The sequence below is a fragment of the Mesorhizobium sp. Root102 genome (genome assembly GCF_001425625.1).
Classification (GTDB): Bacteria; Pseudomonadota; Alphaproteobacteria; order Rhizobiales; family Rhizobiaceae; genus Mesorhizobium.
In genome coordinates this window covers 79218-95628 of sequence record NZ_LMCP01000001.1, presented here as the reverse complement: position 1 = coordinate 95628, position 16411 = coordinate 79218, and the positions used below count along the sequence as shown (strand labels likewise).

Here is a 16411-nt window from a genome sequence, read left to right as displayed (position 1 = left end):
GCACCCATTGACCGTCGTCACACCGAAATTCGGCATGGGCGCATCCGTGCTGCGGCGCGAGGATGCCGCCTTCATCCAGGGGCAGGGCCGCTATACCGACGACATCCAGCCGGCTGGCGTCCTGCATGGCTATGTCCTGCGCTCGCCGGTCGCCAAGGCCAGCTTCACCATCGGTTCGACCGAGGCGGCGAAGGCGGCACCCGGCGTGCATCTGGTGCTGACCGGCAAGGACCTTGCCCATCTCGGCGATCTCAAGTCCGGCGTCATGCAGGAACAGCCGGACGGCACCAAGGCGCCGACGCGCGACATCCCGATCCTGTGCCGCGACCGGGTCAACCATGTCGGCGACGCCGTCGCCTTCGTCGTCGCCGACAGCCGTGCCTTGGCACAGGATGCCGCTGAACTGATCGACGTCGACTATGACAGCGAAGATGCGGCCTCCGGGACGGCAACGGCACTTGCCGAAGGCACGCCGCTGGTCTGGCCGGAGCTTGGTTCCAACCGCGCCTTCACCTACCACATGGGCGACAAGGCGAAGACCAAGGCGGCTTTCGCCAAGGCCGCCCATGTCACCCGCATCGAATTCGTCAATAACCGGCTGGTCTGCAACTACATGGAGCCGCGCTCGGCGATCGGCGAGTGGAATGTTGAGGAGAACCGCTTCGTGCTGACCACAGGGTCGCAGGGCGTGCATTCGATGCAGTACATCCTGGCCGGCCTGTTCAAGATCAAGAAGGATCGGCTGCGCGTCATCACGCCTGACGTCGGCGGCGGTTTCGGGCCCAAGAGCTTCGTCTACCGCGAATATCCGCTGGTGCTCGAGGCGGCAAAGCGGCTTGGCCGTCCGGTGAAGTGGGCCGGCGACCGCACAGAGCACTTCCTGACCGACGCGCAAGGGCGCGACAATTCCGTGACGGCCGAGATGGCGCTGGACAAGAATGGCCGCTTCCTTGGCATGAAGGTGGACCTGCTCGCCAACATCGGCGCCTATATCTCGCAGTACGGTCCGTTCATTCCCTATATCGGCGTCACCATGTCGACCGGCGTCTATGATATCCAGGCGCTCGACGTCTCGGTGACCGGCCTCTACACCAACACCTGCCCGGTTGATGCCTATCGCGGCGCCGGCCGGCCGGAAGCAGCGTTCCTGCTGGAAAAGCTTGTCGATGCCTGCGCCCATGATCTCAACCTGCCTGTCGAGGAGATCCGGCGCCGCAACTTCATCCGGCCGGAGCAGTTTCCCTACCGAACGCAGACCGGCCGCCTCTACGACAATGGTGAATTCGAAGGCCATATGGAGCGCGCCATTGAACGGTCCGAATGGAAAGCGTTCCCGGCGCGGCTGGCGCAGTCGAAGGCCGGCGGAAAGATCCGCGGCCTCGGCATGGCGACCTATATCGAGGCCTGCGCCTTTCCGGGCTCGGAGCCGGCCTTTGTCGAACTCAATGGCGACGGCACGGTGACGCTGAAGATCGGCACCCAGAGCAACGGGCAGGGGCACGCCACCGCCTATGCGCAGTTCCTGTCGGAAAAGCTCCATCTCGACATCGACAAGATCCATGTCCGCCAGGGCGACACCGACGAGCTGAAGGCCGGCGGCGGCACCGGCGGCTCGCGCTCCATTCCGCTGGGGGGTGTATCAGCTTCCCGCGCGGGCGAGGATCTGGCCAACAAGATCAAGCGCATCGCCGCCGATGAGCTGGAGGCCTCGGCCGGCGACATCGAGCTGTCTGATGGTGTTGCACGCATCGTCGGCACCGATCGCACGATCGATTTCTCCACCATCGCCAAGGCCGCCAAGACGCCGGACGATCTCAAAGGGTTCGGAGAATTCGTGCAGGACGAGTGCACCTATCCCAACGGCACCCATATCTGCGAGGTCGAGATCGATCCCGACACCGGCGCCACCGAGATCGTCCGCTACACCATCGTTGACGATTTCGGCGTCACCGTGAATCCGATCCTGCTTGCCGGCCAGGTGCATGGCGGCGTCGTGCAAGGCATCGGCCAGGCGCTGACCGAGGACACCATCTATGGCGAAGACGGACAGCTGCTGACGGCGAGCTTCATGGACTACGCCATGCCGCGCGCCGACAATTTCCCATTCTTCCATTTCGAGACCCGCAACGTCCCGTCGACCACCAATGCGCTCGGCATCAAGGGGGCAGGCGAGGCCGGCACCATCGGCTCGACCCCTGCCGCGCTCAATGCGGTGACCGACGCGCTCTGGCGCGCCTATGGCGTCAAACACATCGACATGCCGGCGACGCCGGCGCGCATCTGGGCAACGATCCGGGAAGCTGTGGGAGCGTGACAGCCAGCCCGGGCAGCCCCATAGCCAGTGAGCACGCCGCCGGGCACAACACGCTCACCGGCATCATGCTCAAGATCATCTCGGTGGCGGTCTTCGTCGGCATGCAGACCTGCATCAAGGCCGCAGGCACCGTTCCGGCGGGCGAGATCGTCTTCTTCCGCTCCTTCTTCGCCATCTTCCCGATCATCGCGTTTCTGGCTTTCAAAGGAAAACTCGGCACTGCCTTTTCGACCAAGCGTCCGTTCAACCACATCGCGCGCGGCGTCGTCGGCGTCTGCGCCATGGGACTTGGCTTTTTCGCGCTGACCCGGCTGCCGCTGCCGGAAGCGATCACGCTGAACTATGCGCAGCCTCTGCTGGTGGTGGTGTTCAGTTCGGTCTTTCTTGGCGAGGCTATCCGCGTCTATCGCTGGAGCGCGGTCGCGGTCGGCCTTGTAGGCGTGCTGATCATCTCCTGGCCGGAGTTGACGCTGCTGAGTTCCGATGAGGCGCTCGACGATCAGGAGGTGCTTGGCGTTGTTGCCGCTCTTGTCGCGGCGGCGATCTCGGCGGTTGCCATGCTTTTGGTGCGCAATCTCGTGCAAAGCGAGCGCACCGCGACCATCGTGCTTTGGTTTTCGGTGACGGCGAGCGTCATGTCGCTGCTGTCGCTGCCGTTCGGCTGGCAAGCGCTGACGCCGCTCCAGGCGGCTCTTCTGGTTGTGGCCGGCTTCTGCGGCGGCCTCGGCCAGATTCTGATGACGGCGGCCTATCGCCATGCCGAGGCCTCGGTCGTGGCGCCGTTCGAATACACCTCGATGATCCTCGGCGTCGTCGTCGGTTATCTCGTCTTTGGCGACGTCGCCACGCTGAACATGCTCGTCGGCGGCCTGATCGTCGTTGCCGCCGGGATTTTCATCATTTGGCGCGAACGCCAGCTTGGCCTGGAGCGCACCCGCACGCGCAAGGCATCTTTGCCCCAGGGGTGACTACGACTGTTCGGCGCGTTCCTTCGCCAATCGCACCAGCATCGTCCTGGTCGGCTCATCGGCCGGGAAAAACGATTCGATCGCCAGTTCCGACAGCGTCACGTCGAGCGGCGTGCCGAACACGGTGATGGTGCTGATGAATGACAGCACTTGATCGCCATGCGCCAGCCTGAGCGGGTGCACGATGGCATTCGGCTCGACCGGCGCCGGCCGGATGCCTTTCAAGCCGGACGGATAAGTCCGCAGCTCACGTTCCAGTTCGACCAGCTCCGGGTCGCCGCCCTCGTCGTTCTGGCGTTTCAGGCGCTCAAGCAGATGCGTCCGCCATTCCTGGAGATTGACGATGCGCGGTGCGATGCCGCCGGGATGCAGGCTGAGGCGGAGCACGTTGACCGGCGGCGTCAGCAGCGCAGCCTCGCTGACATCGGCAAGGAAGGGAGCGATGGCGGCGTTGGCCGAAACCAGGTTCCAGTGGCGGTCGACAGCGAGTGCCGGGAAAGGCTCGTGCCCCTTGAGCACGATCTCGACCGCCGCCATCGCCGGCGCCAACGTCGCGTCGCCAAGCGAGCGCTCGCCGAAGCTGGGGGCAAAGCCGGCGGCGAGCAGCAGCTGGTTGCGTTGCCTGAGCGGGATCGACAATTGCTCGGCCAGATGCAGCACCATGTCCCGCGAAGGCGCGGCGCGGCCGCTTTCGACGAAGCTCAGATGCCGCTGCGAGATCTCGGCCTCCATCGCGAGGTCGAGCTGTGACATGCGCCGGCGCGTGCGCCATTCGCGAATGAGGCTGCCGGCGGAGGTTTGGGGTGTTGTCATGAGGGCACGGTTAGGCTGAGAGGAGACGTATTTCAATTACCTCGGAGGTTATCGGTACGGCATCCATGTCGGAGATTGGCTACTCGCCAAGCCTCAGCCAACTTCCCGCAGCTTTGCCTTCACCTCGAGAAAATCCCGCCACGCCAGCTTCTTGTGCGCGGGCGTTCGCAAGAGATAGGCCGGGTGCAGCGTCGGCATGGCCGGAATGGCGATGCCAGACGCCGTCGTGTGGACACGCCAGTTGCCGCGCAGTCGCAAGATGCCTTCCGAGGTGTTGAGCAAGGTCTTGGCCGACGGGCCGCCAAGGTTGATCAGCACCTTCGGATTGACCAGCTCGATCTGCCGCTCGATGAACGGCCGGCAGATCTCGGTCTCATGCGGCGTCGGCGTGCGATTGCCCGGCGGCCGCCAGGGAATGACGTTGGCGATATAGACAGATGTGCGGTCGAGCCCGATCGCTGCCAGCATGCGGTCGAGCAGCCGGCCCGAGCGGCCGACGAAGGGCAGGCCCTCGATGTCCTCGTCGCGGCCGGGCGCCTCGCCGACCAGCATGACGGCTGCTTCCGGGTTGCCGTCGGCGAACACCAGGCTCTTGGCAGTGGCCTTGAGATTGCAGCCGTCGAACGCCGCCATGTGCTGGCGAAGCTCGTCCAGCGTCGTTGCCGTCGTTGCCAACTGGCGGGCAAGTGCTGCTTGCGCTTCGTCGGGAACCGCAGTCGTAGCAGACAGCGGCCGCGCAACGGGTGGAGCATTTGCTCTGTCGCCCGCTTCGGGGCGAGACGTGTTCGTCGAACGCTGCGGTACGCCGGTGGCGCCCGAAGGCGCCGCCACGGGCGCAGGCTCCACCGGCCTTGGCGCAACCTCGGCGAACCGGTTCACCGGCTGGTCTTCGAGCGCCTCGTCGACGCCCACGCTGGCATAAAAGGCCAGCAGGTCGGCAATATCAGGTCTGTTGTTTGGGGAAGCGGCAGTCATGCCGGCACATTCGTCCGCGTGGCGGCAATTTGCAAGGCTGGCCGCTTCTCTACCCTGTCGGTATGCGCGGATCCTGCACCAGATAAAAAGTCCAGCGCGGCGTGTAGTCGGTCATCAGGAATTCGAACCTGGCTGACTTCAGCGGGTCGACCTTGCCATTCCTGAACAGCAGCCGGTCATAGGGTTCGAAATCGCGATCGAAATCGGCAAAATTGCTCGACCAGATGTTGTCGGGCGTCTTGTTGCGCTGATCGAAGGAAAGCCCGTCGCCGAACACGCTCGGCTGGTTCAGGATCTCCTGAAGTTCGAACTGGAATTCGATCCAGGCCTGGCCGCTGTTGTTGAGCACGTCGATGCGCATATACATGATGCCGTTGGCGAATTCGCCGGCCGGGCCGAAGGCTTGGATCGGCTTTGTCGTGCGGATGGTCAGCGTCACCGGCGTTGACGAATTGAACTCTTCGGTGATGACCAGCGGATCATCCTTCGTTCCGATGCCCGAAGCGCCGGTGATGTGGAAGCCGCCAAGCTCGTCGGAGAACGAGTAGGCCCCCGCCGACCAGACTTTCACTTCGTCCGCTGCAGCCTGACCCGGTGCCAGCGCCAGAAGGGCCAAAAGCAGCGCCCGGCAGGCTGGGCCGGGCGGGAAAAGAAAGCGCGTCGATGAAAAGCCGGCTGGCCCAGGAATGCGCATGGCGTGAAGTATGGCCGATAAGCAAGCCGTCGAACAATTAAAAACGCAAGCGCCTGGGGCAATGCCGGCCGAAAAGCACGCGCCCAGCCTCGCGATACGCGGCTTTTTGGCCAAAACCGCATTGTCACGTATGCGCCGGTTTCCTGTCGCCAATTGATGCGCTATGCAGCGCAGGAGCCAGCAAGATACCCGAATGGGACAAGCCAGTGCGGAGGGGTTGATGAGCGACATCGAACGCGAAAGCATGGAATTCGACGTGGTTATCGTCGGAGCCGGCCCGGCCGGCCTCGCCGCCGCCATCCGCCTCAAGCAGATCAACCCCGAGCTCTCGGTTGTCGTCCTGGAAAAGGGTGGCGAGGTCGGCGCCCATATCCTCTCCGGCGCCGTCGTCGATCCGATCGGCATCGACCGGCTCTTGCCGGGCTGGCGCGATGAGGAAGGCCATCCCTTCAAGACGCCGGTCACAGCGGACCATTTCCTCGTCCTTGGCCCTGCAGGCTCGTTCCGCCTGCCCAACATCCTGATGCCGCCGCTGATGAACAATCACGGCAATTACATCGTCTCGCTCGGAAATGTCTGCCGCTGGCTGGCGACCAAGGCCGAGGCGCTCGGCGTCGAGATCTATCCGGGCTTTGCCGCCGCCGGCCTCATCTACAATGAGGAAGGCGCCGTCACCGGCGTCGTCACCGGCGACATGGGCATCGAGAAGGACGGCACACACGGCCCTGGCTTCGCGCCCGGAATGGCGCTGATGGGCAAGTATGTGCTGATCGGCGAGGGCGCGCGCGGCTCGCTCGCCAAGCAACTGATCGCCAAATACAAGCTTTCCGACGGCCGCGAGCCCGGCAAATACGGCATCGGCCTCAAGGAGCTCTGGCAGGTCAAGCCGGAGAACCATCGTCCGGGCCTGGTCCAGCACTCTTTCGGCTGGCCGCTCGACATGAAGACCGGCGGCGGCTCCTTCCTCTACCATCTCGAGGACAATCAGGTGGCGGTCGGCTTCGTCCTCCACCTCAACTACAAGAACCCGTATCTGTCGCCATTCGAGGAATTCCAGCGCTTCAAGACCCATCCGGCGATCGCAGGCACCTTCGAGGGCGCCAAGCGGCTGGGCTATGGCGCGCGCGCCATCACCGAAGGCGGCTGGCAGTCGGTGCCGAAACTGTCCTTCCCCGGTGGCGCGCTGATGGGTTGCGCGGCCGGCTTCGTCAACGTGCCGCGCATCAAGGGTTCGCACAATGCCGTGCTGTCCGGCATGCTGGCGGCCGAGCATGTCGCCGAGGCGATCGGTGCCGGTCGTGCCAATGACGAGCTTTCCTCCTATGAGGCGGCCTGGCGTGCGACCGACATCGGCAAGGATCTGAAGAGGGTGCGCAACGTCAAGCCGCTGTGGTCGCGCTTCGGCACCATTGTCGGTGTCGGTCTCGGCGGCCTCGACATGTGGCTGAACACGCTGTTCGGAATCTCGCCCTTCGGGACGCTGAAGCATGGCAAGGCCGACTATGCCACGCTCGAGCCTGCCGCCCAGCACAAGAAGATCGCCTATCCGAAGCCCGATGGCGTGCTGACCTTCGACCGGCTTTCCTCGGTGTTCCTGTCCAACACCAATCATGAGGAAAACGAGCCGGTCCATTTGCTTGTCGGCGACATGGAGCTGCAGAAACGTTCCGAGCACGACGTCTTTGCGGGACCCTCGACGCGCTATTGTCCTGCCGGCGTCTACGAGTGGGTCGACAAGGACGGCAATGCCGCCGCCGATCCTGCAGCGAAGGACGTGCGCTTCGTCATCAACGCGCAGAACTGCGTCCACTGCAAGACATGCGACATCAAGGACCCGAACCAGAACATCAACTGGGTGCCGCCACAAGGCGGCGAAGGCCCGGTCTACCAAGGCATGTAAGCCACGCGCCGACCGGGCCGTCTCGGTCGCCGCAAGCAAAATGCCGGCGAAGGCTCGGGTCCACCCGAGGCATATGAAATATTAGGAGTGTTGAAACTGCCGCGCGCTTATGGTTCCATTCCCTGACGATACGGAGATGGCCAATGCGTTTGGCGGTTCTGGCATGTTTTTTGGCGATCGGCGCGCTGTTCGGTTCCGCTCCGGCGGCCTCGGCCGGCACCATGGTGGTCGTCAAGACGCGGACCTATGACATCGCCGGGACCACCGGCCTGGCGCTGATGGAGGCTATGGACCGCAAGGGGCCGAAGCACGGCTTCATGACGCACGCCATCGCCCAGACCGGCTACACCGTGGATTGGGACCTTGACGCCGGCCAGGACAATGGCGTCTGTCGCCTGCGGCGCGCCAATGGCACGCTGAATCTCTTCTATACGTTTCCGCGTGTCGCTTCGGCCACCCCGCCGGCGCTCCAGAAGCGCTGGACGCGGTTCTTCGCCGGCGTCCGCGCTCATGAAGAAACCCATGGCCGCCTCGCCAGGGAGATGATGCGCGCCACTGAAAGATCGATCTCCGGCCTCAAGATTGCCGACGACCGGTCCTGCTCAAAGACACGCCGCGAGGCGCAGCGGCGTATCAGGGCCACCTATGCCGCATATGAGGCGAAGCAGATCGCTTTCGACGCCCGCGAGCATCGCGACGGTGGCCATGTCGAGCATCTCGTCACCGCTTTGATCAAGCCTTGATCTTTTAGCCTGGCATTTTTCCGGCCAGTATCAGCGACACGGTCGCGGTCTCATGCTCGTCCGCCGGCTTTTGCTGGTTCAGTCTGAGCGAGAATTCCACCATGACCGGCAGGTGGTCCGAGCCAGTGTCCTCCAGCCGTGTCGCGGAATGAATGGTCACGCCGCCCTTGCTGAAAACCTGGTCGATCGGCAGGCCGGCGAAGCGCCGCAAGAAATCCGGCAGCTTGATGTGGATCCAGGTCGGGCCGGCGGATGGCATGACAGTCAGCCCGCCGAGCGAGGCGACCCGCCGCACGGCAGCACTCCACGGCACGGCGTTGCAGTCTCCCGCCATGATGGCCGTCTCGCCGAGCGCGGAAACCGATTGTGTCAGTTCGCCGATCTGCCAGTACTGCTCGCGTGGCCACGGCCAGCTGAGATGGATGGCCGCGACATCGACATCGATGCCGCCGAAGTCGATGGTCGCTGTCGCCATGGCGCCGCGCCGTTCGCAACGCGCCTCGGCCCCGGCGGCAAAGGGCCGCCGCGAGAGCAGCGCGACGCCGAATATGCCGTTCGGATAAGGACAGAGGATCCGGTATGGATATGCGCTGCTGATATAGCCCAACTCGGTCGCCCACATCGCCGATACCTCGTCGAGGGTGATCACGTCGGGATTGGTCCGGCCGATCAGCGACAGCACCTTCTTCGGCGTCGGATTGTCGTAGCGCAGGTTCATCTGCAGCAGCTTGTAGGTCGCACGATTTTCGTCTTTGGCTTCATAGGCAGCCTGAACCGGCCATGGACCGGGCAGAGTGTTCAAGGTCGTGGCAAAGGCCGCCACGGCAAAAAGCAGCGCCACGGCCGCTTGCAGGCGAAATGTCGTGGCCAGCAGCGGCAGCGCGCAAAGCGCCATCAGCACGGCAAGGTGGACGCGGAAATGCGAGAAGGAATCGAAGGCCGGATGCAGCGTTCCGAAAAACCCGGCCACCAGCGCGATCGAACAGGCGAGCATTGCCAGGAATGCCACCGACATCAGCAATGTCCCGAAGCTCGCTCTCTTCATGCCGCCCGTTTATCGGCAGAAATGCGGCCCAATCAAGATGACGAAATGCCCATGCGATGCGTGGAACCGGCCTACTGGAACGCCGTCTCCGAAAAACTTCTGAGCTTGCGCGAATGCAACCGCTCCATCGGCATTTCCGCAAGCTTCTCCATAGCCCTGATGCCGATGGTCAGGTGCTGCGCCACCTGACGCTTGTAGAATTCGGTCGCCATGCCGGGCAGTTTCAACTCGCCATGCAGTGGTTTGTCCGAAACGCACAGCAGCGTGCCATAGGGCACGCGGAAGCGGAAGCCGTTGGCGGCGATCGTCGCCGATTCCATGTCGAGCGCGATCGCCCGCGACTGCGACAGCCGCTGCACCGGTCCGCGCTGGTCGCGCAGCTCCCAGTTGCGATTGTCGATGGTGGCGACGGTGCCGGTGCGCATGATGCGCTTCAAGTCATAGCCGGACAGGCCGGTGACTTCGGCGACGGCTTCCTGCAACGCCACCTGAATCTCGGCCAGCGGCGGGATCGGCACCCAGACTGGAAGATCGTCGTCAAGGACGTGATCCTCGCGCACATAGGCATGTGCCAGAACATAGTCGCCCAACGCCTGGGTGTTGCGTAGTCCGGCGCAGTGACCAAGCATCACCCAGGCATGCGGCCTCAGCACGGCGATGTGGTCGGTGATCGTCTTGGCGTTGGAGGGCCCAACGCCGATATTGACCATGGTGATGCCGCCATGGTTCGGCTTCTTCAGATGATAGGCCGGCATTTGCGGCAGGCGCGGTGGTGCTACCCCTTCGCTGGGCGCGCTTTGCCCGACCCTGGTGGTGACACTGCCGGGCTCGACGAACTCGGTGTATCCGCCGCCGCCATTGGCCATCAGATCGCGGGCGCGGGCGACGAACTCGTCGATGTAGAACTGGTAGTTGGTGAACAGCACGAAGTTCTGGAAATGCTGCGGCGTGGTCGCCGTATAGTGCGACAGGCGATGCAGCGAATAGTCGATGCGCTGCGCCGTGAAGGGCGCCAACGGCCTCGGCTCGCCGAAGGCCACTTCGAAGGTGCCGTTGGCGATCTGGTCGTCGGTGCCGTCGAGATCCGGCACGTCGAACAGATCGCGGATCGGCCGCTTGATGCGCTCGGCCGCCGCGCCGTCGACATGGGTGCCTTCGAGAAAGGCGAAATGCAGCGGGATCGGCGTGGTCGATTCCGACACCGTGACCGCAACCCCATGATTGCGCATGATCAGGCGCAACTGCTCGACGAGGTAGCTTTCGAACAGACCCGGCTGGGTGATGGTGGTGGAAAAATGCCCCGGCGTCGGCATATGGCCATAGGCTTGGCGCGAGTCGATCTGGGTGAACGAGTTGGTGGTGACGCCGATCTCCGGATAAAAGGCCCGGTAGCGCTTGCCATTGTCGCCGCCCGCTGCCGCCAGTTCTGCAAAGGAGTCGCGCAGGAACTTGGTGTTGCGGTCGTAAAGCGCCTGCAGTGCGGCGACTGCCTTTTCAGCGCTATCAAAGCTTTGCCGGCCAAAAGGCTCCGGCATGACGACAGATTCGATGGCTTGTGGGTAGATTCGCTTTTCCATGGCTCAATATAGAGACTTGGATCGGCACTTGGGAGGGGTGTCGCGACCGAAGGCCGCCAAAGCGTCGTTTTTCTTCAACCGCGCTGCAGGCTGACCAGAAGCACGAAGCCGACGCCGGACTTCTTCAGAGCCGGTGCGTCGATCGTCGAGCCGGCGTCGGTGCGCATCATCGGCACGGCCAGAACCGGAGCGGCAAGAACCGTCAGGATAAGCGCCGCCCGCGGCAGAAGCCGAAGGGTCTTGAGAGCGTTGGCGGCGATGCGGTTCATGGTGTTTCAGCTTTTCTTTTTGAGGTCTTGGTTTCTTTGTTCAGTTGCGAATATGGGTGGGGCAGGCGAGGCGGCAGGTTCTGGAACTGGCATCGTCCCAGGCGCGGGCTGGACGGCCCGCTTCGGCGACGAGGATGGCGAAGAACATTCCAAACAGGCTCACCAGCAGGCAGACGATGGTGAAGCGGCGAGCAAGCATTGGGTCGGGTCTCCTTCAACACGCCGGAGAATGCCCTGATGCAACTGAACCGGCTCTGATGCCCGCGTTCATCTGCGGTTCAAAATGATTGACGGGATTTTGCCGGCGCCGGTGTCGACAAGTTGCCAGCAGGAGGCGACGAGCAGGGGATTATGCCACGACAAATGAAAACGGGGCCCGTCGGGGCCCCGTTTTCATTTCGGAAGGATGCGGTCGATCAGAGCTTGTGCCAGATCTGGCTCTTGCAGATCAGTCCGCCGAGCACGCAGCCGCTCATCTTCAGCGAGGTGCCCGACAATGTCGCCTTGCCCGAATAGGTCTTGTCGTTTGCCGGATCGGTGATGTTGCCGGCATATTTGCTGTCGCCTGTCGCCTTGAGCGATCCGATTGTCTTCCCGGCATATTTGCCGGACTTGAGCGTGATGGAAAACGATCCGCCGCCAGCGATGGCTGCGGTGTCGCCGGCCTGCGTCTTCCAATCGCCCTCGATCGGATCGGCCCATGCCGCACCCGCCATGATCAATGTGGCCACAAGGGCCAGACTCACTTTGCGAAACATGTCTTCCTCCCTTTGGATGTCCGGCCGGATGCTCCGCCTCGCCGGCCTGCCGCTTACGCAAACGTAAGCTAATCCAGCTCCCGGCAAAACAAAAGCGGTGCCGCAACGGAGGACTTTCGGATTTTGAAAGGCCCTGAATGCGCCTCCCGGCCAAGGAAATGAAACGTTCGGCGCTTCGCCTTTGTCTCCCGTGGTTAGCGAAGTCTTGACTTGGCGTCAGAAAATTTTCGTCAAATTTGACGCAAGCAGGCTGAATTGCTGGCTTTGTATCCTTAACGAATTTTCGCGTTTACCTCTTGTTTTAGCTTTGTTTTCCTCAAATTAAGCACGCCATTTAACGACGGATTCAAGCCTGCACGGCATTCTCGAAAGCATCGGAAGAGCAGCCAGCAAGGACGAACGAAGGCAGCTCTCGGGAGCCTGACAAGGGCCGGAAACAGGGGATTGAAATGGCACGTTTTGAAATGCTTGAAGCAGGTTTCGGCGCCATGGGAGCAACTGCCCAGGCCGACATTCTTTTCGAACTGGGCATGATGTATGCGACCGGCCGCGATTGCGAGACCGATGTCGTTGCCGCCCACAAATGGTTCAACATCGCCGCGATCAAGGGCTCGGCCCGCGCCGCGGAATTGCGTTCGGAACTGTCGGCGGCCATGTCGAAGGTTGAGATCGCCAAGGCGCTTCGCGAAGCCCGCGAATGGATGACCATGCACTGAGATCTGCCAATCGCTACGAAGACAGGGAAGCTCCGGGATCAAGGCTGCACAGACAGCCAGACCCGGCGGAATGGAGGCCGCGCAAGACGGTCGACGACATAAAAGAGAAAGAACGCGGCAGGCTGCAGGGCCTGGTCGTGCGCGACGCAGGGGAGGTGAGCGGGATCTTTAGGCGCGGGGGCGCCTGGAGATTGCTCGACGGGCAAAAAGCCACGACCAGCCGGAACAAGGCTGGCGTGGCTTTTTGCGTGGATGACGTCTTGCAGGCCCAATCGAGCGGCGCCAATGCGCCTAGACAGGCCCAAGGAAGGATGAAATTGTCCGGCCTCTCTGGAAGAAGCGCGGCCGGGGCGGCCGCGCGTGAGTGGAGGAGTTCTACCATCATGAAAAAATTGAGTATTTTGAACGCGGCCATATTCGGCCTGATGATAAGCACGCCGGTCGCATTCGCCGACGACATCACCTTTGCGGTGATCGGCCCGATGACCGGACAGCTCGCCACCATCGGCGATCAGTTCAAGCAGGGCGCACAGGCCGCTGCTGACGCCATCAACGCCGCTGGTGGAGTCAACGGGTCGATGATCAAGCTCGATATCGAAGACGACCAGTGCGATCCCAAGCAGGCCGTGTCGGTCGCCAACCGCGTCGTCGCCGATGGCGTCAAGTTCATCGACGGCCATGCCTGCTCGGGTTCGAGCATTCCGGCCTCAGCCGTCTATGCCGAAGCCGGCGCTCTGATGATGAGCCCGGCTTCTTCCAATCCGGTGCTGACCGACGCGGCGGCCAAGGCCGGCTGGCCGACGATCATGCGCCTTTATACGCGTGACGATGCGCAGGGCGCCTTCATCGGCCCATGGATCGCCAAGAAGTTTGCCGGCAAGAATGTCGTCGTCCTGCATGACAAGAGCGCCTACGGACAGGGCGTGGCTGACGCCGTCAGGGCAACGATGAATGCCGGCGGCCTCAAGGAGGTCTACTATGACGGCATCAACGCTGGCGAGAAGGACTATTCGGCTCTCGTCACCAAGCTCAAGGACTTGAAAGCCGACGTCGTTTATTTCGGCGGATACCATCCTGAAGCTGGCCTGATCCTGCGTCAGTCGGCGGAACAGAACCTGAAGTTCCAGCTGATCATGCCGGACTCCATCGCCTCGCCGGAGTTCTGGCAGGTTGCCGGCCCGGCCGGCGAGGGCACCATGTTCGTCTTCCCGTCGGATCCCCAGGCAAAGCCGGAAGCCAAGGCAGCCGTCGAGAAGATCAAGGCCGGCGGTTTCGTGCCGGAGGGCTTCACGCTGTTCTCTTACGCCACCATCCAGGCTTTCGCTGAAGGCATCAAGCGCGCCGGAAGCGACGATCCGGCCAAGGTGGCCGAAGCGTTGAAGAACGGTACGCCGATCAACACTGTTGTCGGTGATGTCACCTTCGACGAGAAGGGCGACCTCAAGAATGCCAGCTACGACATCAACCAGTGGCATGACGGCAAATACGCGCCGATCGCGCAATAATCGCGGCCCTGGCGACTGGATAGCATAGAGAAATGGCCGGGCTCGCCCCGGCCATTTCTTGTTTGCCCTGTCGTTTGTCTTCCGAACCGTCAGCTCACTGCTGCGGTCGAGGCGTTTTGGTCCTCGACGAACCGCACCAGCACCGTACCGTCGGTGACCTGCGCACCCTCGGTGGCGATCTCGGCGATCACGCCGTCATGCGGCGCGGCGATGGTGTGCTCCATCTTCATTGCCTCGAGGATCAGCAGCGGTTGGCCTTTGATCACGGCATCGCCTTTTGCCACGCGCACCAGCTTGACCAGCCCCGGCATCGGCGCACGCAGGCTGCCGGCACCTGCCGCTGCATCATCGGTTCGTGCCAGCGGGTCCGGCACGGCGAAAGTATAGCCAACGGCGCCTTCGAACACGGTGATGTGGCCTGGCCAGCAGGCGAGGCGCGGCGTGGCGCGAAAATCATGCGAATTGGTGTCGTCATAGGGCTTGTCCAGCGTGACCTGGAATCGCCCGTCCGGCCGCACCGAAACCTTCGCTGCGATATCGTCTTCGCCGAACTTCAGCCGTGTGCGTCGCGCCACGCTGTGGAAATGCGCGTAGCCGGCAAGCGACGACCACGGATCGTTGGATGGCGGCGCTGCTCCGGCGCCGGAGGCCGCAACGGCGGCAGCAGCAATGGTTTCGCCGGTCGGCGGCGCGACCTCGGTCAACGCCGGCTGGTGCCTGGCGATCAGGCTGGTGTCGACATCGCCTGCGGCAAAGTCCGGATCGGCGGCCAGAGCGGCAAGAAAGGCGGTGTTGACGGTCGAGCCGGCGATCTCGGTTCGCGACAGCGCCACGCCGAGCGCGTCGAGAGCCGCCTGCCTGTCCTTTGCGTGGACGACCAGCTTGGCGATCATCGGGTCGTAATAGGGTGAGATGGCGTCACCCGCCCGCACGCCGGTCTCGATGCGCATCGTGGCGCCTTCGGGGGCCGCGTCCGGAAATTTCAGATGATGCAGCGTGCCAGTCGCCGGCAGGAAGCCTTTTGCCGCGTCCTCGGCATAGATGCGCGCCTCGAAGGCATGGCCGTTGAGCGCGATCTCGCTTTGCATCTTCGGCAGCTTCTCGCCCGATGCGACCCGCAACTGCCACTCGACCAGATCGGTGCCGGTTACCATTTCGGTGACCGGATGTTCAACTTGCAGGCGGGTGTTCATTTCCATGAACCAGAAGCGGTCGGCCTTCAGGCCTTGCGAGGCATCGACGATGAATTCGACGGTGCCGGCGCCCGAATAATTGATCGCCTTGGCGGCCTTTACCGCTGCCTCCGTCATCGCCTTGCGCAGCGCCTCGGTCATGCCGGGGGCGGGCGATTCCTCGGTCACCTTCTGGTGGCGGCGCTGCGCCGAGCAGTCGCGCTCGTAGAGATGCACGACATTGCCGAAACTGTCGCCGAACACCTGCACCTCGATATGGCGCGGCTTGTCGACATATTCTTCGACCAGCACTCGGTCGTCGCCGAAAGCGGCTTTTGCCTCGCGTCGAGCACTGGACAGCGCCTCGGAAAACCCGTCGGGATGCTCGACCCGGCGCATGCCCTTGCCGCCGCCGCCGGCGCGCGCCTTGATCAGCACGGGATAGCCGATCTCGCGCGCCTTCGAGGCCAACAGCACGATCTCCTGCGCCTCGCCATGGTAGCCCGGCACGACCGGCACGCCGGCCTTTTCCATCAGCCGCTTGGCGGCATCCTTCAGCCCCATGGCACGGATCGAGGCCGCCGACGGGCCGATAAAGGTGAGCCCCGCCGCCGCCACCTGGTCGACGAAATCGGGGTTTTCCGACAGGAAGCCGTAACCGGGATGAATGGCTTGCGCGCCCGTGGCCAAAGCCGCGGCGATGATCTTGTCGCCGCGCAGATAGCTTTCGCCGACCGGCGAGGCCCCGATATGCACCGCCTCGTCGGCCATCTCGACATGCAGGGACTTTGCGTCGGCATCCGAATAGACGGCGACGGTCCGCACGCGCATCTTCCGCGCCGTGCGGATGACACGGCACGCGATCTCGCCGCGATTGGCGATCAGGATCTTGGCGAACATGGGGCCTCCCTAGCCATAGTTTGCTTGGAGCGACGCAGACGTTCCCTTGCGCCCCCGTGCTT

General features: G+C 63.2%; 16 protein-coding genes. 7 read left to right on the top strand and 9 right to left on the bottom strand.

Translation table 11 applies throughout. The features are described from left to right. Positions 1-7: 7 nt before the first annotated feature. Positions 8-2314: a xanthine dehydrogenase family protein molybdopterin-binding subunit gene (locus ASD12_RS00455; protein ID WP_056580572.1), complete on the top strand. Its 2307-nt coding sequence runs from the start codon at positions 8-10 to the stop codon at positions 2312-2314. Between the two features lie 65 nt (positions 2315-2379). Beyond that, the gene (locus ASD12_RS00450; protein WP_244482724.1) at positions 2380-3282 is read left to right on the top strand and encodes a DMT family transporter; all 903 of its coding nucleotides are present in this window, start codon (positions 2380-2382) and stop codon (positions 3280-3282) included. Here ASD12_RS00450 and ASD12_RS00445 read toward each other — a convergent pair whose 3' ends face one another. The 3 genes from ASD12_RS00445 to ASD12_RS00435 all read right to left on the bottom strand — a co-directional run bounded on the left by ASD12_RS00445 (position 3283) and on the right by ASD12_RS00435 (position 5764). Further along, the gene (locus tag ASD12_RS00445) at positions 3283-4095 is read right to left on the bottom strand and encodes a helix-turn-helix transcriptional regulator (RefSeq protein WP_056580566.1); all 813 of its coding nucleotides are present in this window, start codon (positions 4093-4095) and stop codon (positions 3283-3285) included. It abuts the gene before it with no gap. 93 nt (positions 4096-4188) lie between these two features. Continuing rightward, entirely contained in the window at positions 4189-5070 is an 882-nt protein-coding gene (locus ASD12_RS00440) for a uracil-DNA glycosylase (RefSeq protein WP_056580563.1), read from the bottom strand. A gap of 49 nt (positions 5071-5119) precedes the next feature. Continuing rightward, positions 5120-5764: a hypothetical protein gene (locus ASD12_RS00435; protein ID WP_082525171.1), complete on the bottom strand. Its 645-nt coding sequence runs from the start codon at positions 5762-5764 to the stop codon at positions 5120-5122. 10 nt (positions 5765-5774) lie between these two features. Between ASD12_RS00435 and ASD12_RS35015 the strand changes: the two genes are divergently transcribed. The 3 genes from ASD12_RS35015 to ASD12_RS00425 all read left to right on the top strand — a co-directional run bounded on the left by ASD12_RS35015 (position 5775) and on the right by ASD12_RS00425 (position 8407). Further along, positions 5775-5921: a hypothetical protein gene (locus tag ASD12_RS35015; RefSeq protein WP_210173849.1), complete on the top strand. Its 147-nt coding sequence runs from the start codon at positions 5775-5777 to the stop codon at positions 5919-5921. Positions 5922-5984: 63 nt separating this feature from the next. Continuing rightward, positions 5985-7664, top strand: coding sequence for an electron transfer flavoprotein-ubiquinone oxidoreductase (locus ASD12_RS00430; protein WP_056580560.1), 1680 nt, complete (start codon positions 5985-5987; stop codon positions 7662-7664). Between the two features lie 143 nt (positions 7665-7807). After that, positions 7808-8407: a DUF922 domain-containing protein gene (locus ASD12_RS00425; protein WP_056580556.1), complete on the top strand. Its 600-nt coding sequence runs from the start codon at positions 7808-7810 to the stop codon at positions 8405-8407. 4 nt (positions 8408-8411) lie between these two features. On the opposite strand, the gene ASD12_RS00420 is transcribed toward ASD12_RS00425, so the two are convergent. The 5 genes from ASD12_RS00420 to ASD12_RS00405 form a co-directional block, all read right to left on the bottom strand. Continuing rightward, a complete protein-coding gene (locus ASD12_RS00420) occupies positions 8412-9422 on the bottom strand; it encodes an endonuclease/exonuclease/phosphatase family protein (RefSeq protein ID WP_244482700.1) in 1011 nt (336 codons plus the stop codon). Positions 9423-9523: 101 nt separating this feature from the next. Further along, the gene (locus ASD12_RS00415; RefSeq protein ID WP_244482699.1) at positions 9524-10987 is read right to left on the bottom strand and encodes an AMP nucleosidase; all 1464 of its coding nucleotides are present in this window, start codon (positions 10985-10987) and stop codon (positions 9524-9526) included. Between the two features lie 116 nt (positions 10988-11103). Beyond that, positions 11104-11298 carry a hypothetical protein gene (locus tag ASD12_RS00410; protein WP_056580548.1) on the bottom strand — a complete coding sequence of 65 codons (195 nt, stop codon included), beginning with the start codon at positions 11296-11298 and terminating at the stop codon, positions 11104-11106. Positions 11299-11338: 40 nt separating this feature from the next. Next, the gene (locus ASD12_RS34730) at positions 11339-11497 is read right to left on the bottom strand and encodes a hypothetical protein (protein ID WP_200953674.1); all 159 of its coding nucleotides are present in this window, start codon (positions 11495-11497) and stop codon (positions 11339-11341) included. 217 nt (positions 11498-11714) lie between these two features. Further along, positions 11715-12056: a DUF2147 domain-containing protein gene (locus ASD12_RS00405; RefSeq protein WP_056580544.1), complete on the bottom strand. Its 342-nt coding sequence runs from the start codon at positions 12054-12056 to the stop codon at positions 11715-11717. A 449-nt stretch (positions 12057-12505) separates the two neighbouring features. Between ASD12_RS00405 and ASD12_RS00400 the strand changes: the two genes are divergently transcribed. Both ASD12_RS00400 and ASD12_RS00395 read left to right on the top strand, forming a co-directional pair. Further along, the gene (locus tag ASD12_RS00400) at positions 12506-12772 is read left to right on the top strand and encodes a sel1 repeat family protein (RefSeq protein WP_010915070.1); all 267 of its coding nucleotides are present in this window, start codon (positions 12506-12508) and stop codon (positions 12770-12772) included. A gap of 383 nt (positions 12773-13155) precedes the next feature. Then, complete coding sequence (locus ASD12_RS00395; protein WP_056580542.1) at positions 13156-14277, top strand: ABC transporter substrate-binding protein; 1122 nt, start codon at positions 13156-13158, stop codon at positions 14275-14277. 89 nt (positions 14278-14366) lie between these two features. Here ASD12_RS00395 and ASD12_RS00390 read toward each other — a convergent pair whose 3' ends face one another. Then, on the bottom strand, positions 14367-16349 hold the full coding sequence (locus tag ASD12_RS00390) for an acetyl/propionyl/methylcrotonyl-CoA carboxylase subunit alpha (RefSeq protein ID WP_056580539.1): 1983 nt from the start codon (positions 16347-16349) through the stop codon (positions 14367-14369). Positions 16350-16411 lie beyond the last annotated feature (62 nt).

Coding starts and splice junctions, on each gene's coding strand:
- ASD12_RS00450 (WP_244482724.1), top strand. CDS start 2,380: ATGCTCAAGATCATCTCGGTGGCGGTCTTCGTCGGCATGCAGACCTGC.
- ASD12_RS00445 (WP_056580566.1), bottom strand. CDS start 4,095: ATGACAACACCCCAAACCTCCGCCGGCAGCCTCATTCGCGAATGGCGC.
- ASD12_RS00440 (WP_056580563.1), bottom strand. CDS start 5,070: ATGACTGCCGCTTCCCCAAACAACAGACCTGATATTGCCGACCTGCTG.
- ASD12_RS00435 (WP_082525171.1), bottom strand. CDS start 5,764: ATGCGCATTCCTGGGCCAGCCGGCTTTTCATCGACGCGCTTTCTTTTC.
- ASD12_RS35015 (WP_210173849.1), top strand. CDS start 5,775: ATGGCCGATAAGCAAGCCGTCGAACAATTAAAAACGCAAGCGCCTGGG.
- ASD12_RS00430 (WP_056580560.1), top strand. CDS start 5,985: ATGAGCGACATCGAACGCGAAAGCATGGAATTCGACGTGGTTATCGTC.
- ASD12_RS00425 (WP_056580556.1), top strand. CDS start 7,808: ATGCGTTTGGCGGTTCTGGCATGTTTTTTGGCGATCGGCGCGCTGTTC.
- ASD12_RS00420 (WP_244482700.1), bottom strand. CDS start 9,422: ATGTCGGTGGCATTCCTGGCAATGCTCGCCTGTTCGATCGCGCTGGTG.
- ASD12_RS00415 (WP_244482699.1), bottom strand. CDS start 10,987: ATGCCGGAGCCTTTTGGCCGGCAAAGCTTTGATAGCGCTGAAAAGGCA.
- ASD12_RS00410 (WP_056580548.1), bottom strand. CDS start 11,298: ATGAACCGCATCGCCGCCAACGCTCTCAAGACCCTTCGGCTTCTGCCG.
- ASD12_RS34730 (WP_200953674.1), bottom strand. CDS start 11,497: ATGCTTGCTCGCCGCTTCACCATCGTCTGCCTGCTGGTGAGCCTGTTT.
- ASD12_RS00405 (WP_056580544.1), bottom strand. CDS start 12,056: ATGTTTCGCAAAGTGAGTCTGGCCCTTGTGGCCACATTGATCATGGCG.
- ASD12_RS00400 (WP_010915070.1), top strand. CDS start 12,506: ATGGCACGTTTTGAAATGCTTGAAGCAGGTTTCGGCGCCATGGGAGCA.
- ASD12_RS00395 (WP_056580542.1), top strand. CDS start 13,156: ATGAAAAAATTGAGTATTTTGAACGCGGCCATATTCGGCCTGATGATA.
- ASD12_RS00390 (WP_056580539.1), bottom strand. CDS start 16,349: ATGTTCGCCAAGATCCTGATCGCCAATCGCGGCGAGATCGCGTGCCGT.